21 protein-coding genes and 1 pseudogene are annotated in these 25,061 nt (G+C 64.9%); 9 read left to right on the top strand and 13 right to left on the bottom strand.

The genetic code is table 11. The features are described from left to right. Positions 1 to 20: 20 nt before the first annotated feature. From amoC to RVU70_RS16025, 3 genes are all read right to left on the bottom strand, one after another. Positions 21 to 788 carry a bacterial ammonia monooxygenase, subunit AmoC gene (gene amoC / locus RVU70_RS16035; protein ID WP_363345979.1) on the bottom strand — a complete coding sequence of 256 codons (768 nt, stop codon included), beginning with the start codon at positions 786 to 788 and terminating at the stop codon, positions 21 to 23. 577 nt (positions 789 to 1,365) lie between these two features. After that, entirely contained in the window at positions 1,366 to 2,751 is a 1,386-nt protein-coding gene (gene acpA, locus RVU70_RS16030) for an acid phosphatase (RefSeq protein ID WP_363348058.1), read from the bottom strand. A 109-nt stretch (positions 2,752 to 2,860) separates the two neighbouring features. Next, entirely contained in the window at positions 2,861 to 3,898 is a 1,038-nt protein-coding gene (locus RVU70_RS16025; protein WP_363348056.1) for a cytochrome-c peroxidase, read from the bottom strand. A gap of 287 nt (positions 3,899 to 4,185) precedes the next feature. Between RVU70_RS16025 and RVU70_RS16020 the strand changes: the two genes are divergently transcribed. Further along, positions 4,186 to 5,757, top strand: coding sequence for a pilus assembly protein TadG-related protein (locus tag RVU70_RS16020; protein WP_363348054.1), 1,572 nt, complete (start codon positions 4,186 to 4,188; stop codon positions 5,755 to 5,757). A 36-nt stretch (positions 5,758 to 5,793) separates the two neighbouring features. Here the strand turns inward: RVU70_RS16020 and guaB are convergent, their stop codons facing one another. The 3 genes from guaB to RVU70_RS16005 all read right to left on the bottom strand — a co-directional run bounded on the left by guaB (position 5,794) and on the right by RVU70_RS16005 (position 9,782). Beyond that, complete coding sequence (gene guaB / locus RVU70_RS16015; protein ID WP_363348052.1) at positions 5,794 to 7,281, bottom strand: IMP dehydrogenase; 1,488 nt, start codon at positions 7,279 to 7,281, stop codon at positions 5,794 to 5,796. 188 nt (positions 7,282 to 7,469) lie between these two features. Further along, complete coding sequence (locus RVU70_RS16010) at positions 7,470 to 7,895, bottom strand: nuclear transport factor 2 family protein (protein WP_363348050.1); 426 nt, start codon at positions 7,893 to 7,895, stop codon at positions 7,470 to 7,472. A 72-nt stretch (positions 7,896 to 7,967) separates the two neighbouring features. After that, a complete protein-coding gene (locus RVU70_RS16005; protein WP_363348048.1) occupies positions 7,968 to 9,782 on the bottom strand; it encodes an ABC transporter transmembrane domain-containing protein in 1,815 nt (604 codons plus the stop codon). Between the two features lie 380 nt (positions 9,783 to 10,162). Here RVU70_RS16005 and RVU70_RS16000 point away from each other — a divergent pair, with 380 nt between their 5' ends. After that, a complete protein-coding gene (locus RVU70_RS16000; protein ID WP_363348046.1) occupies positions 10,163 to 10,330 on the top strand; it encodes a hypothetical protein in 168 nt (55 codons plus the stop codon). A 170-nt stretch (positions 10,331 to 10,500) separates the two neighbouring features. On the opposite strand, the gene RVU70_RS15995 is transcribed toward RVU70_RS16000, so the two are convergent. The 3 genes from RVU70_RS15995 to RVU70_RS15985 form a co-directional block, all read right to left on the bottom strand. Next, on the bottom strand, positions 10,501 to 12,159 hold the full coding sequence (locus RVU70_RS15995) for an acyl-CoA synthetase (protein ID WP_363348044.1): 1,659 nt from the start codon (positions 12,157 to 12,159) through the stop codon (positions 10,501 to 10,503). Positions 12,160 to 12,253: 94 nt separating this feature from the next. Next, entirely contained in the window at positions 12,254 to 12,970 is a 717-nt protein-coding gene (locus tag RVU70_RS15990; RefSeq protein WP_363348042.1) for a cell cycle transcriptional regulator TrcR, read from the bottom strand. 204 nt (positions 12,971 to 13,174) lie between these two features. Further along, the gene (locus tag RVU70_RS15985) at positions 13,175 to 14,251 is read right to left on the bottom strand and encodes a hypothetical protein (protein ID WP_363348040.1); all 1,077 of its coding nucleotides are present in this window, start codon (positions 14,249 to 14,251) and stop codon (positions 13,175 to 13,177) included. Positions 14,252 to 14,406: 155 nt separating this feature from the next. Here RVU70_RS15985 and purM point away from each other — a divergent pair, with 155 nt between their 5' ends. The 3 genes from purM (at position 14,407) to RVU70_RS15970 (ending at position 16,910) form a co-directional block, all read left to right on the top strand. Next, positions 14,407 to 15,471 carry a phosphoribosylformylglycinamidine cyclo-ligase gene (gene purM / locus RVU70_RS15980; RefSeq protein WP_363348038.1) on the top strand — a complete coding sequence of 355 codons (1,065 nt, stop codon included), beginning with the start codon at positions 14,407 to 14,409 and terminating at the stop codon, positions 15,469 to 15,471. Positions 15,472 to 15,541: 70 nt separating this feature from the next. After that, positions 15,542 to 16,207, top strand: a complete 666-nt coding sequence (gene purN, locus RVU70_RS15975; RefSeq protein ID WP_363348036.1) for a phosphoribosylglycinamide formyltransferase — start codon at positions 15,542 to 15,544, stop codon at positions 16,205 to 16,207. Continuing rightward, complete coding sequence (locus tag RVU70_RS15970; RefSeq protein WP_363348034.1) at positions 16,200 to 16,910, top strand: glutathione S-transferase family protein; 711 nt, start codon at positions 16,200 to 16,202, stop codon at positions 16,908 to 16,910. Before purN ends, RVU70_RS15970 begins: the two co-directional genes overlap by 8 nt. A gap of 117 nt (positions 16,911 to 17,027) precedes the next feature. Here RVU70_RS15970 and ndk read toward each other — a convergent pair whose 3' ends face one another. Continuing rightward, complete coding sequence (gene ndk, locus RVU70_RS15965) at positions 17,028 to 17,450, bottom strand: nucleoside-diphosphate kinase (protein WP_281927358.1); 423 nt, start codon at positions 17,448 to 17,450, stop codon at positions 17,028 to 17,030. A gap of 92 nt (positions 17,451 to 17,542) precedes the next feature. Next, entirely contained in the window at positions 17,543 to 18,316 is a 774-nt protein-coding gene (gene tpiA / locus RVU70_RS15960) for a triose-phosphate isomerase (RefSeq protein ID WP_363348032.1), read from the bottom strand. Between the two features lie 468 nt (positions 18,317 to 18,784). On the opposite strand from tpiA, the pseudogene RVU70_RS15955 reads away from it, so the two are divergent. Then, a pseudogene (locus RVU70_RS15955) lies at positions 18,785 to 19,080 on the top strand (arsenic resistance protein); the annotation flags it as partial. Here the strand turns inward: RVU70_RS15955 and RVU70_RS15950 are convergent. Both RVU70_RS15950 and ppk2 read right to left on the bottom strand, forming a co-directional pair. Beyond that, positions 19,074 to 19,445, bottom strand: a complete 372-nt coding sequence (locus tag RVU70_RS15950) for a hypothetical protein (protein ID WP_363348030.1) — start codon at positions 19,443 to 19,445, stop codon at positions 19,074 to 19,076. The pseudogene RVU70_RS15955 and the gene RVU70_RS15950 sit on opposite strands and share 7 nt — an antisense overlap. Positions 19,446 to 19,808: 363 nt before the next feature. After that, positions 19,809 to 20,822, bottom strand: coding sequence for a polyphosphate kinase 2 (gene ppk2 / locus RVU70_RS15945; protein WP_363348028.1), 1,014 nt, complete (start codon positions 20,820 to 20,822; stop codon positions 19,809 to 19,811). 222 nt (positions 20,823 to 21,044) lie between these two features. On the opposite strand from ppk2, the gene RVU70_RS15940 reads away from it, so the two are divergent. Genes RVU70_RS15940 through RVU70_RS15930 form a run of 3 tightly spaced genes read left to right on the top strand, consistent with a single transcriptional unit; the run spans position 21,045 to position 25,051 of the window. Continuing rightward, complete coding sequence (locus RVU70_RS15940; protein ID WP_363348026.1) at positions 21,045 to 22,949, top strand: SurA N-terminal domain-containing protein; 1,905 nt, start codon at positions 21,045 to 21,047, stop codon at positions 22,947 to 22,949. Beyond that, complete coding sequence (trpE, locus tag RVU70_RS15935) at positions 22,946 to 24,481, top strand: anthranilate synthase component I (RefSeq protein WP_363348024.1); 1,536 nt, start codon at positions 22,946 to 22,948, stop codon at positions 24,479 to 24,481. The genes RVU70_RS15940 and trpE overlap by 4 nt, the downstream gene beginning before the upstream one ends. A gap of 54 nt (positions 24,482 to 24,535) precedes the next feature. Then, complete coding sequence (locus tag RVU70_RS15930; RefSeq protein WP_363348022.1) at positions 24,536 to 25,051, top strand: DUF6163 family protein; 516 nt, start codon at positions 24,536 to 24,538, stop codon at positions 25,049 to 25,051. Positions 25,052 to 25,061 lie beyond the last annotated feature (10 nt).

Below are 25,061 nucleotides of genomic sequence, written 5' to 3'. Positions count from 1 at the left end.
CGCGGGCGGCCTTTGTCCGATTACTCGGTCAGGAGGGCGACGCCTTCCTTGCCGATCAGCGCATGAATGCGCATCAGGATCTGCAGCACGACGCCGAAGACGCCCAGGGCCATCCAGCCGAAGAACACGAAGCCCCAGTGCAGCGGAGCGACGAACAGCTCTTCCATGAACCAGAAGGTGTGGCCCCACTCGTTCAGGCCAACGTTCGGGATGATCATGAACGGGCCGATGGCGACGATCAGGAACGCCAGCGAGTAGCCATGAGCAAAATACGGAATGCGGGTCTTCGCATAGAAGAACGCGCCAACCGCGATCACCGAATAGATCGGATAGCTCATGTAGAACTCGATGATGTGCGACGGCGTGAAGTCCGTGTCGCGAATCACCGTCATGTGCCAGGTGCCGTCCTGCTCCGTGAAGAACGACGCGCCCCAGTAAATGGCGATGCCGTAAACGACAAGCCACTGAACCAGAACCACCAGGCGGCGCATCTCTTCGCGCGGCGTCACCGCGTCGACGTTGCGGTCGCGGGTCTTCCAGAGATAGCCCGCAAGGCCCAGACCAGAGACCAGCTCCAGCGGGATCTCGGTCCAAAGGATCGACATCCAGTAGGTCTGGAACTCCGGCGCGAACGAATCCAGGCCAGCGCGCCAGCCGTAGACCTGCTCGTAAATGCGCACGATCAGATAGAAGATGTTGAGGACCGCAAGGCCGATCCACATTCCGCGAAGATCGACTATTTGTACCTCAGCAGCTGCGCCAGCAGCTGCGCTCGTCGTCGAAGCCATATTAACTCCTCCTATGTGCTCCCAGGGATATGCGCGTGACCGGTATCGCTCCGCCTCCCAGAACAGAGCTGCTTCGTCCTCGTTTGTCTTAAAACGTTAGGCAGGGCCCCCTAAAGGTCGCCCCACGCCATACCGCCCTTTCTTGACGCGGCCATCGGACATGCAGCCTTCAGAAAAATTTCCCGAAAGACCGAACATCCAATCCTGCCGCTTGTTGTTATCGGACGAACACCGACGTCGCCGCCTAAACAAAGCCCACTAGGCCACCCTAAGGGAACAGCCCAGAAAACCCCGTTTAGCGTGGCCCAACCATTCCCCCTCACCAGCATAATGACAATATCCCTTGGTATAGCAAAATGCTGTCTATCGAATAGTAATAACAACCCCAGTGGGTTGGTTATAAACTGTCTTAACGGGTAGGTTAAGCGGCGCCTGCGGAAGACGGCGACTCTCTGCGAACTTGCTGATTTCCCTGATTTTATCTGTCATTGGACCCAGAATGGGCGAGCGGGCGCCAAATATGTGGCGCCACGTGCAGCCGCCCCGCCGACAGGACTGCGGCGATCTGTCAATGACTTTATTGGCCGAGCGGTTCGAGCGCGTTGCGAAAATCCGCCGCCGCCGCGTCTCTCGCCGTGAGCGGCGCCAGGCCGAAGCGGACCTCGATGGTGCGCAGGATCGAGGTTCCGTCATAGACGGTCTTGTCCACGAAGCCCTTGCGCGCAAAGGGAGAAATCAGGAGCCCAGGAACGCGCGTCCCAGGCCCGAAACGATCGATTCGCGGCGGGGCGACGTGGTCCCAGAACCCCCCATTCTCGTCCGCGACCACGACGATCAGCATATCGCTCCAGTTCGGGCTGGCCCGGAGCTGGTCAACGATTTCGCCCAGATGCGCGTCGCCCGCGTCGAAAGCCGCATAGGCCGGATGTTCGTTGTAGCGGCCCACCGGCTTGTAGAATGACACCGGCGGCAGCGTCCCTTTTCGGGCGTCCTCCAGGAAATCCGCCTCGTCCTTGAGATGTTCGGCGCGCGCCCGCGTCCCCGGGCCGAAATTCTGGAAATAAATGAACGGCTGGTGGTGAATTTGAAAGTTGTCGGAACCCGAATACGGCTTGCTGCGCCCCGACACGACGTCGGCCCAGCCGCCGGCGTACCAGGCCCAGCTGATTCCCTTCTCGCTCAGCCTGTCCCCGATGGTCAGCGCGGTTTGCGCCGGCAGGACTTCGCCCTCCGCCTGATCGCCCGCGAGCGGCGCGAAGGGCAGGAAGGTGCCGACCGCGAAACCGTCCGGCGTGACCTTGCCGACGTTGCGCCAGTGCGGAACGCCGTCCAGCGCGCTCTTCGGCGACGTCTGCTTTCGGGCGAGGCGCCCCTCTCCATCAAGCTGCGCAACGAGCTTGTCTGGCGCGTTGGGATAGAGCGGCGCGCAGGCGCAGACGAGGAAAAAATGATTGAGCAGCGAGCCCCCGAACGCAGGGTGGAAGAAATGGTCGGCCAGCGTGAAGTCCTGGGCGAGGCGCCATTGCCGTGAGCCTCTGGCGTCACGATAGCCCATCACGAGCCCGCCAGCGTTGGAGGCCTCTACGAAGCGATCCATTCGGCCGCCGTTGATCTGCTCCTGTTCGACGTAGAACTGGTGGATCGGATCGATTTTTTCCGGCCCGGCGAGCGGACCTTCCAGCAGAAAGGGGGCGTTGGCCTGCTGCGTGTCCAGGCCTGGAAGATAGGGAAGCGGACGGCCGTCCCGGTCGATCTGAGGATTGGCGCGACGGGCGCCCTCGAGCCCCTCGGCGCCGGGAAAGAGGCCAAAGACGTGGTCGAAGCTGCGATTCTCCACGACGATGACGACGATGTGCCCGATCCGCTCGAAAGGGTTGTCGGAAGCTGCGTCGCCCGCTTGCGCCGTCGCCGACGCGCCCAGCAGGCAAATGATCAGGAGCAGCCGCGAGAATGCTTTCGTCATGACCCTCCTACCCGCCACGTCGAGACGCGCCCCGTAGCAGGCGAAGACTGCGCTTTTGCGACAAAAGAAAAGGGCGAGCCTACCAGACCCGCCCCTTTGTTCGTGATGGCTATTGCGGCCGAGGCGTGTCCTTGGTGCGGGCCGGCAGGATCGGATAGGTCACCTTCGGCTGATCGCCCGAGAGCGACCCCAGGAAGGCGACGATGGCCGCGTTCTCGTCCGGCGTCAGGGTCGCGCCGAGCTGATCCTTCGCCATCACATTGACCGCCTCTTCGAGCGTCCACACCGCGCCGCTGTGGAAATAAGGCGCGCGCAGCGCAACGTTGCGGAGCGGAGCCGAACGGAACACGAAGGCGTCGGCGTCATTGTTGGTGACCTTGGCGCGGCCGCGGTCGGCGACCGGAAGAATGGCGGCGTCCGGCTTCTGCGCGACGCCGAACGGGAAGTAGCCGTTGCCGCCGACGTTCACGCCGCTGTGACAGCCGCTGCAGCCCTTGTCCATGAACAGGCGCAGGCCCTTCTTCTCCGTGTCGTTCAGGGCGGCGGCGTCGCCTGCGAGGAACTTGTCGAATTTGGAGTTGGGCGTCGTCAGCGTGGCTTCGAAGGCCTCGATGGCGTTGGCCATATTGTCGAAGGTGACGGGATTGGCGTCGCTCGGGAAGGCGGCCTTGAACTCCGCCACATAGCCCGGCATGCTCTTGAGCGTCGCCTCGACCGCCGCCGGGGTGTTGTTCATCTCGACGTCGGCTTGCACCGGACCCTTGGCCTGCGCCTTGAGGTCGGTGGCGCGGCCGTCCCAAAACTGGGCGACGTTGAAGACGGCGTTGAGCACCGTCGGCGCGCGGCGCGGACCCTTGGCCCAGCCATGCCCGATCGACGTCGGGCCGGCGTCGACGCCGCCCGTGCCGAGGTTATGGCAGCTGTTGCAGCTGATGATCTGGCTCTTCGAGAGGCGCGGATCGAAGAACAGCTTGTGGCCGAGTTCGATCTTCGCCGGGGTGATGGCGTTGTTCTTCACCACCGTGTTGATGCTCGCCGGATCGATAGGCTTGAAGACGGCGGCGGCGTCGGCGCGCAAGTCGTCCGCCTGCGCGAGAACGGGAAACAGCAGCAACGCGCCAGTGGCGACAATCCGAAGTCCGGACATTTCTTCTCTCCCCTACAGCTCTTCTTTGTAGCTGCGCCCCGCCGCCCCCGAGGCGCGCGAAGCTTGCGTCCTGCGCTACCACAACCCCCGACCCGGCGGAAGCCCTCGCCCGAAAGGGCGACGCGCGTCGGAGCGGCGACAGGCATGGAAGCGCGCCTGCGCAAAGATCTGCCGACCTTCGGCGTCGCCTTAAGAAACGGGCCTTACTGTAAAGCTTCTGTCAAGCCTTCGGCAGCCATAGTCGCCTTTGTCCTCGCTCGATCGACACAGGGAAAAAGGGGCGCGCAATGTTGTTTGGGCAGTTCAAGCGCGGGGCCGCTGCGCGGCTCTCCGCCTTCGGGAGGGACAATCGCGGCGTCGTCGCCGTGATCTTCGGCCTGACGCTGGCGCCGGCGCTTTTCCTCGCCGGCGCGGCGATTGATTATGGTTCGGCGCTGCGGGTGAAGGGCAATTTGAAGTCGGCGGCCGACGCAGCCGTCCTTCAGGCCGCCAGAGGCTTTCTCAGCGCCGCGGATGGCGTCGACTGGTATTCCTACAACCTGTATTTGAAAAACAGCCAATATTCGAAATGGCAAGAAATAGACATCAAGCAGCAGACCGCGAAGGCTTTGACCGACGTAGCGATCTCTCAAGCGAACGCCAAAGCTCAAGCGATCTTCAAGGCGGGCGTCGACCCGAAAATCAGAGACGCCAAACTGGACATCACGACTACGGTGAACGACGCCGCCGTTGTCTCTCGGGGCGTATACTCCGGCGCGGTTGACGCCTCTTTAACGAAGGTCCTCGGGTTCAAGACCCTTCCGATCTCCGGGACTGTCGAGGCGACGGCAGGCATCCAGTATACTCAGAATTACAAGAACATCTATTTCCTTGTCGACGTCTCGCAATCCATGAGCGTCGGGGGCGCTCAGGCGGACAGGGACAGGCTCGCGCTCTACACGCCCGGCGGGTGCGTTTTCGCGTGCCACGACGTGAGGGACGGCGACGAAACGCTTCCTGTCCAAATCCCCGGCTACCTGACCAGAAAAAACGGGAGATTGACGACGGCCAACGTGGCGGTCGCTGGCGCATTAGGCATTCAGACGCGGCTCGACTACATCCGAAATGCGATGTTGGCGTTCGTCTCCGCCGTCGATCAAAAGGTCTCTCAAATGAAGACCGCGGCGGCCGACGCCGCAAGGAACAATGCGACACAGGCCGGCCTCAGTCAGAGTAAGATTAATAGTGCGGTGAACGATGCGATAAAGGACTGGAATAACGTTTATCGCTTCAGCATTTCGACAATGTATAAGGATAGTTTGGATTACACGGGTCGGACGGATAATTATCCAAACGTGATCGACAGGATCAAAGACAAGATCGTGCTGGGAGACGCGGAGGACAACGAAACCGGTCAGTCCAATATGGGCGATGTGCTTGGCAAACTCGCCTACAAGCTGAATGGCTCGGGTGACGCCGAGGCGAAAGGAACCGCGCAGGACTACGTGATAATCATAACAGATGGCGTCGTACATTATACGCAGCCCCACGACGGAAACGATATTGTAAAGGCCGTTGGATACGATAGTCTAACTTGCACAGGGTTCAAGAAGGATGGAACGAGGCGCCGACCCGGCGACCCCGTCGTCATCGTAATTTATACGCCCTACATCAAGTTCATGCCGGGTTACAGCACATATTACGATACGAGTGTGAAACCCCATCAGGAACCCACCGACTGGTACGGGAAAGCATTGCAGGACTACTGCGCCTCGTCGCCGGAATGGTTTTTCGAGGCGAGCGAGGGCCCCGCCATCACAGACGCGCTAAACAAAGTGTACAGCAGGATCATGATGCCGTCTGTGGGGCTCACAAAATAGCGGGGGCGTCGAACGGCCCCCGCCCCTTCGGAGCGCCTACACACCGGTCGGATAGTTCGGGCTTTCTCGGGTGATCGCCACGTCGTGGACGTGGCTCTCGCGCAGGCCGGCGTTGGTGATGCGCACGAATTGCGCGCGGTCCTGAAATTCGCGGATGGTCGGCGCGCCGACATAGCCCATGGCGGCGCGCAGGCCGCCGGCGAGCTGATAGAGGATGGGCGAGATCGGCCCGCGATAGGGCACCTGCCCCTCGATGCCCTCGGGCACGAGTTTGAGCTGGTCCTTCACGTCGCCCTGGAAATAGCGCGTCGCCGAGCCCGCCGTCATCGCGCCGACGGAGCCCATGCCGCGATAGGCCTTGAAGGAGCGGCCCTGATAGAGGAACACCTCGCCGGGCGATTCCTCCGTGCCCGCGAAGAGCGAGCCGATCATCACCACTTCCGCGCCCGCCGCGACCGCCTTGGCGAGATCGCCGGAATATTTCACGCCGCCGTCGCCGATCACCGGCACGTCGGCTTTGCGCGCCTCGGCGGAGGCTTCCATGATGGCGGTGAGCTGCGGCACGCCGACGCCCGCGACGATGCGCGTGGTGCAGATGGAGCCCGGCCCGATACCGACCTTGATCGCGTCGGCGCCGGCGTCGATCAAGGCCTTGGCCGCCTCTGCGGTGGCGATGTTGCCGGCGATGATCTGGACTTTGTTGGTCTCGCGCTTCACGCGCGCCACCTGATCGATCACCGCCTGCGAATGGCCGTGCGCCGTGTCGATCACGATGCAGTCCACGCCCGCGTCGATGAGCTGCAGCGCGCGGTCGAAGCCGTGATCGCCCACCGTCGAGGCGGCGGCGACGCGCAGGCGCCCTTCCGGGTCCTTGCAGGCGTTGGGGTGCTGCGTGGCCTTCTCGATGTCCTTCACCGTCACGAGGCCGACGCAGCGATAATCCTCGTCGACGACCAGCAGCTTCTCGATGCGGTGCTCGTGCAGCAGCCGGCGCGCTTCCTCCTGCCCCACGCCCTCGCGGATGGTCACGAGCTTCTTCGTCATCAGCTCGGCGATCGGCTCTCGCCTGTCCTGCGCGAAGCGCACGTCGCGGTTCGTCAGAATGCCGACGAGCCGGCCTTTGCCGCCGGTCGCCGAGCGCTCGACGACGGGGATGCCGGAGATGCCGTTCGACGCCATCAGATGCAACGCGTCGGCAAGGGTCGCGTCAGGGAAGATGGTGATGGGATCGACCACCATGCCGCTCTCGTAGCGCTTGACCTTGCGCACCTCGGCGGCCTGATCGGAGGGCGACAGATTCTGGTGAATGACGCCGACGCCGCCCGCCTGCGCCATGGCTATGGCGAGCCGCGCCTCGGTCACCGTGTCCATGGCGGCGGAGACGATCGGCAGATTGAGCGTGATCTCGCGGGTGAGGCGCGTCGAGATATCCACCGCAGACGGCATCACGCGGGAATGGCCGGGCCGCAGCAACACGTCGTCGAAAGTGAGAGCTTCGGTCAACGCGGCGGGCAAATGGGCCATGGGCCAACTCCTGTTTCGAGCGAGGCGGCGATGAAACGCGCCTTTGAGGGTTGGCGGGTGCTCTTAGCATTATTCCTTGCAAAGGCAAATGGCGCGAAGCGACGCCCTGCAGCGCGCCTCATCTTTGGCGGCGGCCGGCGATGCGTCCGCTTCGCACGGCGCTCAGCTTCGGCTCCCGCTGGCGCGCGTCAGTCCCGCACCGCTTCGAACATCGCCGCCGTATCGTAATATTCGAAGAACTCGACGGCCTTGCCGTCCGCGTTGAAACGCCAGGCGTCGACCTTGGGCGTATCGACCGCCCTGCCGTTGGCCTTGTAGCGCCAGGCCGTGCGGCCGAGCATGACCACCCGGTCCCCCTGGCCGACAAAGTGGTCGACGACGTAATTGATCATCTCCCAGTCGTTGGTGAGCGCGCGCAGATAGCTCTCGACGCCTTCGGGAGAATAGCGCTGTTTGGTGAATTCAACCGCGCTCACGCGGCCCATGGCGAGCGAACCAAAGTCGATCTCGTCGGCCATGATCGACAGCCAGTGGTCGACGCTGCCGCCCTTCGTGTCCGCCCAAAGGCGATAAGCTTCCTGCAAAATGGCTGTGTTGCGCGCTTCCTGGGACATGGCGACGCTCCGGTGAAATGCACCGCCCGCGAGAGTAGACGGCTTTCCGCGGATGGGCCAGCGCTTCTGGCGCTACGCCGCCCCCGCCCGCTCCGTGTCGAACTGCAGCTTCGCCAAGCGCGCATAAAGGCCGCCGGCGGCGCTGAGCGTCGCGTGCGTCCCCTCCTCCACGATGCGGCCCTCGTCGAGCACGATGATGCGGTCGGCCTCGAGTACGGTGGCGAGGCGATGCGCGATGACGATGCTGGTGCGGCCGGCCATCACGTCGTGCAGCGCCGCCTGCACGGCGGCCTCGTTCTCGGCGTCGAGCGCGGAGGTCGCCTCATCGAGCAGCAGAACCGGCGCATCGGCGAGAATGGCCCGCGCGATGGCGAGGCGCTGGCGCTGGCCGCCGGAGAGCGTGACGCCGCGCTCGCCGAGCAGCGTGTCGTAGCCCTGCGGCAGCGCCTCGATGAATGCATGCGCCTGGGCGCGCTTGGCGGCGGCGACGATCGCCTCCCGCGTCGCGCCCTCGCGGCCATAGGCGATGTTTTCCGCGACGCTCAGGCCGAAAATCACCGGGTCCTGCGGCGCGAGCGCGATGGCGGCGCGCAGATCGAGCGGATCGAGCGCGCGGACGTCGACCCCGTCGAGCGCGATGGCGCCGCTGTCGACGTCGTAGAAGCGTAGCAGCAGCGAAAACAGCGTCGACTTGCCGGCGCCCGATGGGCCCACGAGCGCCACGCGCTCGCCGGGCTCGACGACGAGCGAGAGGTCGCGCAGCGCCGCGCGATCGGGCGCCGTCGGATAGGAAAAGACGACATGGTCGAAAGATATTTGCCCCCGCCAACGCGCCGGCGCGGGCGTCGGATAAGGCGGCGCGACAATCTTCGGCTTCACCGAGAGAATTTCTGCGATGCGCGTCGCGGCGCCGGCGGCGGCGGCCACTTCGCTCCACACCGAGGACAATTCGCCGAGCGAACTCGCGCCGAGCACGGCGTAGAGCACGAATTGCGAGAGCAGGCCGGCGCTCATACGCCCGGAGAGCACGTCCTGCGCGCCGAGCCAGAGAACGGCGACAATGCTGGTGAAGACGACGAGAATGACGCCCGCCGTCACGAAGGCGCGCATCAGCGTCGCCGCCTGCGCGGCCTCATAGGCGGTCTCCACTGCGCGGCGGAACCGGGAGACGGTCGAGGCCTGCGCGCCATTGGCCTGCATGGCGCGCACGGCGGACAGGTTCTCGCCGGCATAGGCGGCCGCCTGGGCGAGCATGTCCTGGGCATGTTTCGAGCGCCGCCGCACGCTGCGTCCCGAAGCAATGAGCGGCAATACGATCACCGGGATCGCCGCCAGCGCCAGTCCCGCGAGCTTCGGGCTCGTCGCGAACATCATCACAACGGCCCCGATGAACATGAAAATGTTGCGCAAGGCGACCGACGCCGAAGAGCCGAAGGCGGATTTCAGCAGCGTCGTGTCGGCGGTCAGGCGGGACAAAAGCTCGCCGGTCTTGGCCGTGTCGAAAAAGGCGGCGTCGAGCGCGGTGAGATGCTTGAAGAGATCGGCGCGCAGGTCGGCGACCACGCGCTCGCCGAGCGTCATCACGAAATAGTAGCGCGTGGCGGAAGCCAGCGCGAGGGTCGCGGCGACGCCGATCATCGCGCCGAAATAGGCGTTCACTGTCCCCGCGCTGTCGGCGGTGAAGCCATGGTCGATCATGCCGCGCACGGCCGCGGGCAAGGTCAACGTCGCCCCCGCCGCGACGATGAGCGCCGCGAAGGCGAGCGCGATCGTCTGCTTGTATCGCAATGCGTAGGGCAGCAGCGGGCGCAGCGGCGCGAGAATCGCGCTGAAGCGTCGCGAATCGGAAGAGGGGGTCGAAGCGGCGGCGGATTGGGTCTCTGTCATAGGCCGTCCCTATAGCGCCCGCCGGGAATGAAAACGACTCTCAGTTTTCACGGCGCCCAGGGCGGCCCCGCTCCGTCCGCCGATGTCCTCGCGCTCTCGGTTCAGCGCCGCCCGGCGCGAACTTTGTGCGGCGGCGACAAAATTTTTTTCCGCCGCCGCGACAGATTTTGCGCTCCACAGCCTCGCAGAGGCAGTTTTTTCAGGGTGTTACGATCTGCGACATGTTGTCGCGGAAAAATGCGCTCCTGGCTGGACAGCGGCGAAACTTATGATACCTTTTGCCTGCGTCGAAATGACGCGTCCGCCGCACGGTGGGGGGCAAAGCGCTAGAAAAACAGAAAATAAGGCGCGGCTCTGGGAACGAAAGAGGAGTGACGAAAATGGCTGACAAAGAACTCGAAATCACGACGAACACCTACATCTTCGCTGGCGTCGGCGCCGTTCTCCTTGGCGGCCTCGCGGCTGCTGCGCTCGGCGGTCTGCCGAACACCATCGCGGCCGCCGTCGTCGGCGCGCTCGCGGGCGGCTGCCTGGGCCTGTTCTTCTAAATCGACAATTCGGCGGAACGCGGGTCTGGCCGCCAGCGTATCGCTAGTCGACACCAGCCAGCAGTCGCGACAGCGGTTGCTGGCTGTGCTGTTTTCAACAGAGCTTTAAAGTAGCCATTTTCAAGAAGCGCGCTTTCCGGACTTAGGCCTCGGGAAGCGCTTTTCATTTCTTACAGGCTCGCCGTCGACGCCCCGCCCGGCCACATCTCGCGCGCGCGATTGCGCAAAATATATTTCTGGATCTTGCCCGTGGAGGTCTTCGGCAGCGGCCCGAAGACGACATGGCGCGGGCATTTGAAATGCGCCAGATGGGTGCGCGACCAGGCGATGATCTCCTCGGCCGTCGCGCTCTCCCCGTCCCTCAACTCGACGAAGGCGCAAGGCGTCTCGCCCCATTTGTCGTCCGGCGCGGCGACGACCGCGGCGGCGCTCACCTTGGGATGCTTGAAGAGAATATCCTCCACCTCGATCGAGGAAATATTCTCGCCGCCGGAGATGATGATGTCCTTGGAGCGGTCCTTGAGCTGGATATAGCCGTCGGGATGCATCACGCCGAGATCGCCCGAGTGGAACCAGCCGCCGTGAAAGGCTTTCTCTGACGCGGATTTGTTCTTGAGATAGCCCTTCATCACAATATTGCCGCGAAACATCACCTCGCCCATGGTGGCGCCGTCGCGCGGCACGGGCTGCATGGTTTCCGGATCAATGACGTCGAGGTCCTCGAGGACGCTGTAGCGAACCCCCTGCCGGGCTTTCATTTTCGCCTGCGCAGCCGCCTCGAGATCGTCCCAGCGCTCCTGCCATTCGTTCACGGCCGCCGGACCATAGGTTTCGGTCAGGCCGTAAAGATGGGTGACGTCGAAGCCCGCGGCCCGCATCGCCGCGAGAACCGCCTGCGGCGGCGGCGCGGCGGCGGTGAAGAATCGCACCGTCTGTTTCAACGGCTTCTTCTCGGGGTCGGTGGCGTTGAGCAGCGTCGACATGACGATCGGCGCGCCGCAGAGATGGGTCACGCCATGCTCCGCCATGAGCTCGTACATATGGCCGGCGCGCACTTGGCGCAGGCAGACATGCGTGCCGGCGGAGACGGAAAGCGACCAGGGGAAGCACCAGCCATTGCAGTGGAACATCGGCAGCGTCCACAGATAGACGGGATGCCGGCCCATGTCGCCGGTGAGAATATTGCCGAGCGCCAGCAGATAAGCGCCGCGATGGTGATAGACGACGCCCTTGGGGTCGCCCGTGGTGCCCGACGTGTAATTGAGCGAGATGGCGTCCCATTCGTCGCGCGGCGGCGCCCAGGCGTAATCGGGATCGCCGCCGAGCAGAAAATCCTCGTAATCGATCGAACCGAGCCGCTCGCCCGAACCTTTGTATTCCGGGTCGTCGTAGTCGATGATGAGCGGCTTCGACTTGGTAAGCGCCAGCGCCTCGCGCATGAGGTCTGCGAACTCGCGATCGACAATCAGCGCCTTGGCTTCGGCGTGGTCGATCGTGAAGGCGAGGATCGGCGCATCGAGACGTGTGTTGAGCGTGTTCAGCACCGCCCCGACCATGGGGACGCCATAATGGCATTCGAGCATCGCCGGCGTGTTGGCCAACATCACGGACACGGTGTCGCCGCGCCCGATCCCGCCTTTCTCCAGCGCGCCGGCGAGGCGTCGGCTGCGTGCATAAAAGTCACGATAGGTGCGCCGCAAGCCGCCGTGGATGATCGCGATCCGGTCGGGGAAGACCGCCGCCGCGCGGGCGAGAAAGGTCAGCGGCGTCAGGGGCTGGAAATTGGCCGGATTGCGGTCGAGATCGCGATCATAGGCGGATGCGGACATCAAGGAAGACTCCAAAAGCGCAAGCAAGCGGATCGTCGCTTGCAGGATATATGCAATTTTCCGCTTGTCTGCCGCTTGCCGGCCGCCTCTGGCCTCATTCGCCGAAATCGACGTCCTTGAGACGGCCGAAGACGCGGTCGGCATCGAAATTGTCCTCGTCCTCCGCCGGGCGCACGGGCGTCGTCGGCTTGCCGAAGACGTCTTCGGTCGTGGTCGGCTCGCGATGGCCCGTGGTGACGGCGGCGGGCACGAGCGTCTGGCCATGATCCTCGACGACCGCCGGCCGGTCCTTGGCGGCGCGGTTGACCTCGAAGTCCAGGTCGATCTGCGAACAGAGGCCGAGCGTCACCGGGTCCATCGGCGTGAGCGCGGCGGAGTTCCAGTGGGTGCGCTCGCGGATCGCCTTCAAGGTCGCCTTGGTAGTGCCGACGAGGCGCATGATCTGCGCGTCCTTGAGCTCGGGATGGTTGCGGACGAGCCACAAGATGGCGTTGGGCCGGTCCTGGCGGCGCGACAGCGGCGTGTAACGCGGGCCCCGCGCCTTCTTGACCTCCGGCACGACGACCTTGGAGACCGAGAGCTTGAGCTGATGGCGCGTGTCGCGTTCGCCGCGGGCGATTTCCTCGCGGGTAAGCTGGCCCGAGGTGATCGGGTCATGGCCACGAATGCCGGCCGCGACCTCGCCGTCGGCGATGCCCTTCACCTCCAGCGGGTGCAGTTTGCAGAACTCGGCGATCTGATCGAACGTCAGCGAGGTGTTTTCGACGAGCCAGACTGCCGTCGCCTTCGGCATCAAGGGGGCGTTGCTCATCTTGAAGAATCTCCTTGGGTGCGGGCATGGGGGGAGCGTCCGGCGCCGCGCCTTTTCGGCGGCGGCGACCCCATTAGGCTCGACCGTCCATGATGGGAATGACCGCAATATAGCCGCTGGACGTCCAAATCGCAATCATTTGCTCAGGTGCGCGCTTGCGCCTTACGCAGACTTCTTCCCTTTTGCGGATGGGAAGGGGCGCCGTCAGCCCCTTTGTTCCCGCGCATGGGCGGGCCGCAGGCCCTGAAGATGCTCCGGCAAAAGCTCCCGCAGGGCGCCGCCGAGCGCCGGGCCGTATTTGTGGAACATCAGCCCAAAGGCGATGAGCGCCACGCCGACGCCCGAGAGCGCGAACGGAAACAGGATCGAATCCTTGAAGACGTCGGCCGAGAGATAGCCGAGATACATCGTGACCCCGATGGCCCCGAACACGGCGTAGGCGCGGCGCATCAGGAAAATCGACAGGAAGATGAGCCCGACGTTGATGCCGCAATAAAGCGCCTTGCCCAATTCGCCGCCGCTGTGCTGCGCGGTGAGCCCGCCCCAGAAGGCCAGGAGCCCGCCAAGGTGCAGCCAAAAGGCGAAGTCGCCGTTCTTCCACTTCTTCAGATCGATCAGCCAGGCGAGAGCGATGACAATCAGCCCGAAAAACATGCTGACGGTCGCGCGCTGATCCCAGGTGAACTCCTCTACCCGCATCAGCCAGGGCGTCAGATCCATCGACATGAACCACAGGCAAAAGGCGATGATCATGGTAAGGAACGGAAACGGGAAGAACAGCAGCGCGGCCGAGGCCGCCGCGATCGTGCCGACCTCCATCGGCAGCCAGCTCGACTTGATCCAGATGTAAAAGTCTCGATAGCCGCCGGGCGCGTCGATGGGGCTGTGGCCAAGAATCGACTGCAGCGCGTAAATGCCGAGCGGAGCCATGCCGACCGCGCAGGTGACGAGCAGCCCGCCCGGCGTGCGCAGACCCCGCCGCCAGAGAATGGCGCCGGCGAGCAGGAACAGGGCGGCATAGATCACGGCCGTCGCCAGTAAGGCGCCGTCGCCCCAGAGGCCGAAGGCCATGGTCGAGAACATGCCCATGGCGCCAAGCACGATCAGCGCCCCTGCATACCAAAGCACGTGAACGAAATCGTAGCGCGGCGACTGATCCGCCGGAGCGGGCGCGGCGGGGCGCGCGGCCAAAAACGTCGCAAGCCGCTCGTAGGTCGCGGCGTCGATGACGCCGGCGTCGCGCGCGGCCGCGAGATCGTCAATGCGTGAACGTGGTGACATATCGTCCCTCCTCCATCGCGCTGAACGGTAGGCGCGGCGGCGCAGCAAATCTTTGTGCAAACGCACAGAAGCTAGCCGATCGCGGCTCATTTGACAGCGGGGTTCGCATTGCCCATTAACCCCGAGCGGGCGGGAGGGCCCGACGGGACAGCGCCATGCAAGAAAAAGCCAGAGGGCTCAGTTACTCAGACGCGGGCGTCGATATCGACGCCGGCAATCGCCTCGTCGACATGATCCGCCCGTTTGTGCGCGCCACGCGCCGCGCCGGCGCCGATGGCGAGATCGGCGGATTCGGCGGCGTCTTCGATCTCAAGGCGGCGGGCTTTTCTGATCCGCTGCTCGTGGCCGCAAACGACGGCGTCGGCACAAAGGTGAAGATTGCGATCGAATCGGGCCTGCACGGCACAGTGGGCGTCGATCTCGTCGCCATGTGCGTCAACGACCTCATCGTGCAGGGCGCCGAGCCGCTTTTCTTTCTCGACTATTACGCAACCGGAAAGCTCGACCCGAAGGTCGCGGCCGCAGTCGTCAAGGGCGTCTCCGACGGCTGCGTCCAAGCGGGTTGCGCGCTCCTCGGCGGCGAGACGGCGGAAATGCCGGGCCTTTATGCGCGAAACGATTTCGATCTCGCGGGCTTCGCCGTCGGCGCGGTCGATCGTCGGGCGCTGCTGCCGCGCCCCGTGCTGCCGGGCGACGTCGCCTTCGGTCTGCCCTCCTCCGGCCTGCACTCGAACGGCTTCTCGCTCGTGCGCAAAGTCGTGAAAGACATGGGCCTCTCCTGGAACGCGACCGCGCCTTACGCGCCGGAGATGACGCTCGCCCGCGCGCTGCTGGAGCCGACGCGGATTTATGTGAAGCCGCTGCTCGCGGCGCTGAAGCGTACGCCGCATATTCGCGCCATGGCGCACATCACCGGCGGCGGCTTTCCAGAAAATCTGCCGCGCGTCCTGCCCAAGGGCGTCGGCGTCGCGCTCGATCTCTCGACCTTCGCTGTCCCGCGCGTCTTCAAATGGCTCGCCAAGACCGGCGAGATCGAGGCGAGCGAAATGCTGCGCACCTTCAACTGCGGCGTCGGCATGGTCGTGTTCGCGTCGCGCGAGGGCGCAGACGAGGCGGAGAAGGTTCTCCGCGACGTTGGCGAGCATCCGGTGCGGATCGGCCAAGCCATCGACGCGAGCGAGGGCGAACGCGTCTTGATGCAAGGGGCGTTGGGGCTTTAAGGCGCCCTTCCCTCATGAGCGGCCCCTCTCCCCTTGCGGGAGAGGGAAGGCGCCGTGGAGCTGCAATGCAATGACCCGCCTGCGCACCGCCATTCTCATTTCCGGCCGCGGCTCCAATATGGACGAGCTGATCGCCGCGGCGCGCGCGCCGGAGTTTCCGGCGCAGATCGCGCTCGTGCTCTCCAACCGTCCGGACGCGCCGGGTCTCGCCAAGGCGAAAGCCGCCGGGATCGCTGTCGCGGCCGTGGATCACAAGATCTATGCCGGCCGCGAGGAGTTCGAGCGTTCGCTTCAAATCGTCCTCGAGACCTATCGCATCGACTTCCTCTGTCTCGCTGGCTTCATGCGCCTGTTCACGCCCTGGTTCATCAGCCAGTGGCGCGGGCGGATTCTCAATATTCACCCTGCCCTGCTGCCGGCTTATCGCGGCCTGCACACGCATGAGCGCGCCCTTGCCGACGGCGTGAAGATCCATGGCTGCACGGTGCATTTCGTCGTGCCGGAAATGGACGAGGGCCCCATCGTCGCGCAGGCGGCCGTGCCGGTGCTCGATGGCGACGACGCCGAGACCCTCGGCGCGCGCGTTCTCGCACAGGAGCATGTGATCTATCCGCTGGCGCTGCGCCTCGTGGCGTCGGGCGCCGTGCGCGTCGAGGGCAACCGCGTGCTCGGCGCGCTGGCGGAAAGCGACGCGCGTCTCGTCGCGCCGGCGGGCGACGGGGTCACGAATGGTTAGACTCTACGGCTTCGGCCCCGCGCCCGGCCTGCCGGATCTCTCGCCTTTCGTCATCAAGGCGATGACGCTCCTGAGAATCGCCGGCGTCGGCTTCGCGGTGGATACGACCGGCTTTCGTCGCGCGCCCAAGGGCAAGCTCCCATACATTGACGACGACGGCGTGATTATCGCGGATTCGACCTTTATCCGCTTGCATCTCGAAAAGACCCGCGGGATCGATTTCGACGCAGGCCTGTCGCCGCTCGAACGGGCGCAGGCCGTAGCGATCGAGAAGCTTTGCGAGGATCACCTGATGTGGATCATCGCGCTGCATCGCTGGAAGGATGACGATAATTTCGCGCACGGTCCCGGCCCGGTCTTCGACCGACTTCTGCCGGCGCCGGCGCGCGCGATCGGCAAATGGGCGATCCGGCGGGGTCTGTTGTGGCGGTTCTGGCAGCAGGGCGTCGCCCGGTTCAGCGCGTCGGAGCTCGCCCTTCTCGGCGCCCGCGACGTCGAGGCGCTGGCGACGCTCCTTGGCGACAAACCGTTCCTCTTCGGCGAGCGGCCCTGCGCCGCCGACGCCTCCGCCTTCGGCATGCTCGCGGTGCTCATGGATCCGGCGACCAATTCGCCGACGCGCGACGCGGCGCTCTCGAAGCCGAACCTTGTCGCCTATCGCGACAGGATAATGGGGCGGTATTTTGAAGAAGCGCAGACGTAATGCGCTGCGCCATGGGGCGCTTTGTGGGCGTCGCCTCCTCGCAATGACGAGAAGACCGTCATTGCGAGCGAAGCGAGGTCATCCAGCGCCGGGTATAGGACACCGCGGCGCTGCAAATCAGCCGACGATCTCGTTGCCGGAGAAGAACTGCGCAATTTCGATCGCCGCCGTCTCCGGCGCGTCGGAGCCATGCACGGAGTTCTCGCCGACCGACAGCGCGTGCTCCTTGCGGATCGTGCCCGGCGCGGCGTTGGCCGGATTGGTGGCGCCCATGACTTCGCGATAGCGCGCGATCGCGTTCTCGCCCTCGAGCACCTGCACGACGACCGGCTCGGAGATCATGAAGTCGACGAGTTCGCCGAAGAAGGGACGCTCCTTATGCACCGCATAGAAGGTCTCGGCCTGCTCGCGGGTCATGCGGATGCGCTTCTGCGCCACGATGCGCAGGCCCGCGCCCTCGATGAGGGCGTTAATGGCGCCAGTGAGGTTGCGCTTGGTCGCGTCGGGCTTGAGGATGGAAAAAGTGCGTTCGATCGCCATGAGAGCGCATCGCCTCGTCTAGTTGGAGTGCTGGAAAGATAAGCGCCGCGCTTATAACGGCGGCGCCGCAAGGCGGCAAGCCTTGCCTGTCCTCACGCCGAAAGCGCGCCGATCAAGCGATAGGCGTCGGCGATCGCCACGAAGTCCTTGGCGGTGAGGCTGGCGCCGCCGACCAGCGCGCCGTCGACATTGGCGATACTCATCAGCTCTTGGGCGTTGGCCGGCTTCACGGAGCCGCCGTAGAGAATGCGCACGTTCACGCTCTTGCCGCCGCCGAGCCGCTGCTCGATCCGTTCGCGTGCGAAGGCGTGCATCTGGGCGACGTCGGCGGGCGTTGGCGTCAGCCCCGTGCCGATCGCCCAGACCGGCTCATAGGCGACGACGATCGTGTCCGGCGCGTCGGCGGGCAGCGAGCCGTCGATCTGCGCCCCCACGACGGCGAGGGCGTCGCCGGCTTCGCGCTCGGCGCGGGTCTCGCCGACGCAGACAATCGGCGTGAGCCCGGCCCGCAGCGCCGCCGCAGCCTTGGCCTGCACAATGGCGTCGGTCTCGCCATGGTCGGCCCGCCGCTCGCTGTGGCCCACGATGACATAGGACGCGCCGGCGTCCTTGAGCATTTCGGCGGAAATGTCGCCCGTATGCGCGCCGCTGGCGTCGACATGGCAATCCTGGCCGCCCAGCCCGATCCCCAAGCGCGTCGCGACCTCGACCGCCATGGCGACGAGCGTCGCGGGCGGGCAGACGATCAGCTCGACCCGCGCCTTCAGCGCCACATCATAGGCTCCACCCATGGCCGCGACCTCGGCGAGGGATGCGAGCGACCCGTTCATTTTCCAGTTACCGGCGACGAGCGGGCGGCGAGTCATGGGCGCGAATCCTCTGATCGTTCGATTTAGGTAACAGAAGATCGCGGACTCGCAATGCGGCCAGCAGGCGCAGCGTCATGGACCTGTATATATTCCTATATAATGGGAGGTAGAAATGCAGAAGCCGCCGGCCGCCGCCATCCAGCCGAAGGCTTCGCCTCGAAAGGTCGGGACATTTTCAGCGAGCCGGGCCCCCCGCAGAGTTACCGTCTGCGGCAATGCCGCTGGCGAGGCCTTTCCGACCCGATTGGAAGCAAGCTCTCCGCGACATCTTCAAACGCTGGAGCCGCAGTCCTCGTCCTTCGAGACGCCGCCTGCGGCGGCTCCTCAGGATGAGGACTGCTTGTCAATTTGCTTTTAGAAGATTTGGCAATGCAAGGACCCTCATCCTGAGGAGCGTGCGAAGCACGCGTCTCGAAGGACGAGGGGCCGGTCTCGTCCGCTCATGCGCACTGGGGCGTCGATGTCAACGCGGCGCTGGCCGAGGGGCTCAACCGCTTGTGCGGCGCGCGCGCCATTGCGTCGCCGGCCCCTCTGCGCTTATGGGGCCAGCAACTTTTTCAAAGTCGCGGTCGCGGCCGCGATCGGCCTGTTCGGGTTCGACTCCGGAGCGGCGCTGGCGACCGTCGTCGGCGTTCTGATCGTTCCCGGTCATGCTCAGCGTCTGCTGGATCGTAAATTGGAGCAAGGGCTGGTGTGAAGCCGGCGCGCTACGCGAAACCCAAACCGCGCCGCCGCCTGCCCTTGAGCCGTCCGATCAGTAGCCGCAGAGGCGATAGCCGAGGCTCGCGAGCTGCACGCCCGTAAGCTTGAGCAGCGGGCCCGGAACCATGCCGCGCGTGGCGCGCACGTGGTTCATGAAGATGCGGCGCAGCGGCGGTTTGTAGGCCGAGGCGAACACGGCGGTCATCTGCGGATCGACGACGCCGCTGTTGGGACCGCCGACCCACGGCGCATGGAAGCCGAAAACGGCGCCCGGGTGCACGCAGCTGTTACGCGCGCCGAGGTAGAGCGTGCAGGAGGAGTCGCACTCGACCGGACCAATGCGCACCGGCTCGCCACGGGACTGGGCCGCAGACAGACGCGCGACGTAAGGTTCAACGCGTCCACCATAGTCATGACGGACCACATCGAAAGCATTGGCGGGCGCAGAAATGAGTACACACGTCATCATTCCTGCGAGACCAAAAGATCGCAGCATGGAGGTTCCTTTATGAGGCGCTTGGCGTTGCGTACGTCGCCGCATTTATACTTGAAGCTCCGCGGGCCAAGCGCTCGCCCCGGAGCCGTTGCCGCCGGTCTATTCATTCCCGTACAGCGTCAGCGTCTCGATTGATACGCGAGGAGCGCCTGCGCGGCAAGTAGCCTATTGATTTTGAACGTAGTTTCGATGAAAAAATTTTGCTCGGAGGCCTTGAAGCGGCGAGATCTTGCGCATACCCCGACAAAAGTGAGGCGCGCTGGCGGCGCGCCTCGACCTCAGCGGCGCCTACTACCCGCGCTTGCGCTTTTTCTCGAGATCCATCGTCAGCGACCTGCCGACGATGTGCTCGCTGCGGCCGATGACATGCGCGCTGGCTCCCACGATCAGCGGGTCGGGGCCGCGCACGACGCTGTGGTCCTTGTTGGGATAATCGAGGCTCGACAGGAAGTGCTGCATGCAATTCAGGCGCGCGCGCTTCTTGTCGTCGGACTTGATCACGACCCAGGGCGAATCCGCTGTGTCGGTGAAGAAGAACATCGCCTCCTTCGCCTCGGTGTAATCGTCCCATTTATCCATGGAGGCTCGATCGATGGGCGACAGCTTCCACTGTTTCAGCGGATCGGTCTGCCGCGCCTTGAAGCGGCGCATCTGCTCCTCGCGCGTCACGGAAAACCAGTATTTGTAGAGTCTGACGCCAGAGCTTACGAACATGCGCTCGAGATCGGGACACTGGCGCATGAAGTCGAGATATTCGTTCGGCGTGCAAAAGTTCATGACGCGTTCGACGCCGGCGCGGTTGTACCAGCTGCGGTCGAAGAAGACGATCTCGCCGCCCGCCGGCAGGTGCTGGATGTAACGCTGAAAATACCACTGGGTGCGCTCGCGCTCGGTGGGCTTCTCCAACGCGACGACGCGGGCGCCGCGCGGGTTGAGATGCTCCATGAACCGCTTGATCGTGCCGCCCTTGCCGGCGGCGTCGCGGCCCTCGAACAGCACGACGATGCGCTGGCCGGCCTCCTTGACCCAGTTCTGGGCCTTGAGCAACTCGACCTGCAAGGCGGCCATATGGTCGAGGTAGACCTTGTTCGACAGTCGCGTCTTGTAGGGAAACTCGCCCGTCTCGAAGGCGTGGCGGATCGCCTCCGAATCGGCGCGCAGCCGGCGGACGTCCTCTCGCTGCGGCGCAGGCTCGACCGCGGCGCGCGCCGGAGCGGCGTCCTGCGGTTCCGCTTCGACCGCGCCGGCGGCTTGTTCGAGCGCTGTGACGGAATCGGCGGCGATCTCGTTTCTGGTTTCGTCCATTCTCATCCCATTGCTGAAAAGCGCATCGGGCTTCGGCCCACGCCTGGCGCCGCGCGACGGATGCGAGACTGGCGGCCCAGGCTCGGCCTTGCAATGTCGCAAATCGACGCGCGGGCGCGGATATGCGCGCGGCTCATTGCCACGGCCCGCGCCCCTCCCTATAGTCCGCCGCCAAATCGGGGCCGCACGCCCCCAAAAATCGGAAATAAGGGAACCGGAAAAATGCTCGAGGGCCTGCGCGTCGCATCGCAGAACTGGATCGGCCGCGCCATCATGGCGGTTGTGATGGGCGTCATCGTGATCAGTTTCGCGATCTGGGGCGTCGGAGACGTCTTCCGCGGCTTCACGGCGCAGCGCCTCGCCCGAGTGGGCGCCGGCGAGGTGACGGTCGACCAGTTCCGCACCGCCTTCCAGAACGATCTGCGCCGCGTGCAGCAGAAAATGCGCCGCGCCGTCACCGCCGAGGAGGCCCATCGCGCCGGCATGGACCTGCAGGTCTTGGAGCGCCTGATCACCGACGTCGCCCTCGACCAGAAGGCGCGCAACCTCGGCCTCGCCTCCAGCGACGAGACGACCCAGCGCATCATCGCCAACGAGAAGGCGTTCCAGACGAACGGCGCCTTCGACGCGGACAAGTTCAAGGCCATCGCCCGCGACGCCGGCTACACCGAGCGCGGCTTCCTCGCCGACCAGAAGGCCGCCTATCTTCGCAAGGCCTTGACCGACATCGTCATCGCCGGCGTCGAGCCGCCGAAGCTGATGGTCGAGGCCATTCATCGCTTCCGCAACGAGGCCCGTTCGGTCGACTATTTCGTCCTGCCTGTCTCCGCCGCCGGCGACGCTCAGAAGCCGAGCGAGGAGGAGCTGAAGAAATATTTCCAGGACCGCGAGCAGACGTTCCGCGCCAAGGAATATCGCAAGCTCACGGTCGTTGAGGCGAGCCCCTCCACCATCGCCAAGGTCGCCGACGTCTCCGACGACGACGCGCGCAAGCTTTATGACGACGTCAAAGGCAAGCGCTATGGGACGCCCGAGAAGCGCGAGGTGCGCCAGCTCGTCTTCAAGTCCGACGCGGAAGCGCAGGACGCCGTCGCCAAGCTCAAGGGCGGCGCGGACATCGACGCGCTCGCCGCCGAGCTGAAGCGCAATCCCAAGGACGTCGATCTGGGCCTCGTCGAGAAGCGCGACTTTGGCGACGCCAAGGTCGGCGACGCCGTCTTCGCCTTGCCGCAGCCGGGCGTCGCGGAGCCGGTGACGACCGCCTTCGGCACGGTCATCTCCGTTGTGAAGAAGATTTCGCCTGCGGTGACCACCAAGACCTTCGACCAGGCGAAGACCGAGCTCAAGGCCGAGATCGCGACGCAGCGCGCCGGCCCGCAGGTCAGCAAGCTGCACGATGCGATCGAGGATCAGCGCGCCGCCGGCAAGACGCTGGCCGAAGCCGCCGCCGCGGCGGGCGTCCAGACCCGCGTGATCGACGGCGTCGACGACGCGGGGCGCGGCAAGGACGGAAAGGCGATCGAGGTTCCCGCCGGCGCCGACCTCTTGAAGGCGGCCTTCGCTTCCGACATCGGCGTGGACAATGAAACCGTCGCGACGCGCGACGGCGGCCATGTCTGGTTCGAGGTGAACGCCATCGAGCCCGCCCGCCAGAAGACGTTCGAAGAGGTGAAAGACTCGGTCGCCGAAACCATGCGCGCGGAAAACGCCCAGAAGGCGCTCTCCGCCAAAGCGGACGAGATCGTGGCCAAGATCAAGGGCGGGCAGTCCATCGAGGACGCCGCCAAGGCGCTCAAACTCGAGGTGAAGCGCGCAACCGAGGTGAAGCGCGCGCAGCGGCCCGACTTCACGGTCAACACCATCGTGCAGTTCTTCGACGTTCCGCCCGGCGGCGCGGGCTCCGCCACGGTCGACAACGGCCGGCTGATCTTCGTCGTGAAGGACGCGCAGACGCCGCCCTTCGACCCGAACTCCGTTGAATCCAAGATCATCGCCGACCAGCTCAAGCCAGCCGTGCAGAACGATCTCCTCGAGCAATATGTCGGCGGCCTCGAAAAGGCGCTCAACGTCGAGATCAATCAGAAGGCGCTCGAAGCCGCCGTCGGAGTGGGCAAGGAAGAACAGTGACAGGCGCCGTGTTCGAGCCCGACTTCGGGGCTTTCGCCGCCGATTACGACGCCGGACGTCCGAGGCTCGTCGTGACGCGCCTCGTCGGCGATCTGGAGACGCCGGTCTCCGCTTATCTGAAACTCTCGCGCGAGCGCGCCGGCTCGACCTTCCTGCTCGAATCGGTCGAGGGCGGCGCCGCGCGGGGGCGCTACTCGATGATCGGCCTCGACCCGGACGTGATCTTCCGCGCGGTGGGCGACCGGGCCGAAATCAACCGCGACGCGCTCGCGGACGCCAACGCCTTTGCGCCCTGTGGCGTGGCGCCGCTCGCGGCGCTGCGCCAGCTCATCGCGGAATCCGCCATCCCGGCCGCCGCGCCGCAGTCGCCGCCAATGGCCGCCGGCGTCTTCGGCTATCTCGGCTACGACATGGTGCGCCAGATGGAGCGGCTGGCGCCCGCCAAGGACGACAAGATCGGCGTTCCGGACGCGCTGTTCATCCGCCCGACCGTCATGGTCGTCTTCGATACTGTCCGCGATGAAATCTCCATCGTGACCCCGGTGCGCCCGCGCGCGGGCGTCGCCGCCAAGGCCGCCTATGAGGCGGCGCTGGCGCGTCTCGACAGGGTCGTCGCGACGCTGGAGGCGCCGCTCGAACATCGCGACGCCGGCTGCGATCCCGCGCTCCTCGCCGAAGAGCCGGTTTCCAACACGCCGAAGTCCCGTTTCCTCGAGATGGTGGAGCGGGCGAAGGAATATATCCGCGCGGGCGATATTTTTCAGGTCGTGCTCTCGCAGCGTTTCACCGCGCCTTTCGCGCTGCCCGCCTTCGCGCTCTATCGCGCGCTGCGCCGCGTCAATCCCGCGCCGTTCCTCTGCTTCCTCGACTTCGGCGCGTTTCAGATCGTCTGCTCGAGCCCGGAAATTCTCGTGCGAGTCGCCGAAGGCAAGGTCACCATCCGACCGATCGCCGGCACGCGCTGGCGCAGCGAGAACAAGGTCGAGGACGAGCGGCTCGCCGCCGAACTTCTCGCCGACGAGAAAGAGCGCGCCGAGCATCTCATGCTGCTGGATCTCGGCCGCAACGACGTCGGCCGCGTCGCGAAAACCGGGACGGTGCGCGTCACCGACAGTTTTACGATCGAGCGCTACAGCCACGTCATGCATATCGTCTCGAATGTCGAAGGCGAGTTGGACGAGAGCCGTTTCGACTGCATCGACGCGCTCGCGGCGGGCTTTCCCGCCGGCACGGTCTCCGGCGCGCCCAAGGTGCGGGCCATGGAGATCATCGACGAACTCGAGACCGACAAGCGCGGCATTTACGGCGGCTGCATCGGCTATTTCGGCTCTGCGGGACAGATGGACACCTGCATCGTGTTGCGCACGGCGATCGTCAAAGACGGCAAGATGCATGTGCAGGCCGGCGCGGGCGTCGTCTATGATAGCGAGCCCGAATATGAAAACCGCGAGTGCGCGAACAAGGCGAAGGCGTTGTTCCGCGCCGCCGAGGAAGCCGTCCGCTTCGCCGCCCGCGCGCGCCGGGGGCAATGATTTGGGGTTTGATCGAGCCGGAGGCCCGCGTCCGGCTCCGCCAAAGGACCGTTGATGGCCGATCCCAGCATCTATGACGACGGCGACGATCCTTATCGTCCGATCCGGGTCGGCGATCCCGGCCCCGCGGGCGACGCGGCCAAATGGGGCATGCTGCTGTCGCGCTTCATGCGCATCGTCGCGCTGTTCTGGCTGATGCAGGGCTTAATGCACTGGCGCATCGTGCTCATGGCCAAACAGTCGATCTTCGACACGATGCCGCAAAACGCCGCCTTCGCGGTGATTTTTTTCGCGGTGCTCGATCTCGTCGCCGGCGTCGGCCTCTGGCTCGCGACGCCCTGGGGCGGCGTGCTCTGGCTGCTCATCGCCAGCGCGCAGATCTTTCTCACCCTGAGCATGCCGGGCTTTTTCGTCGGCGGCTATTGGCTGATCGGCGTCAATGCGCTTCTCATCATCATGTATTTCGGCCTGACCTTCGAGGCTGGCCAGGACGTCGACGCGCCGCGTCTGCGGGAGCGCCGACGCCGCAGAGAGGCGCGCGCCCGCCCCGCCCCGCGTCAGGAAGGCTGACGCTCAGTCG

Origin of the sequence: Methylocystis echinoides (genome assembly GCF_040687965.1) — a bacterium.
Taxonomy (GTDB): domain Bacteria; phylum Pseudomonadota; class Alphaproteobacteria; order Rhizobiales; family Beijerinckiaceae; genus Methylocystis; species Methylocystis echinoides_A.
Note: the sequence above shows the minus strand (reverse complement) of the source record. Positions and strands in the feature narration are given on the sequence as shown.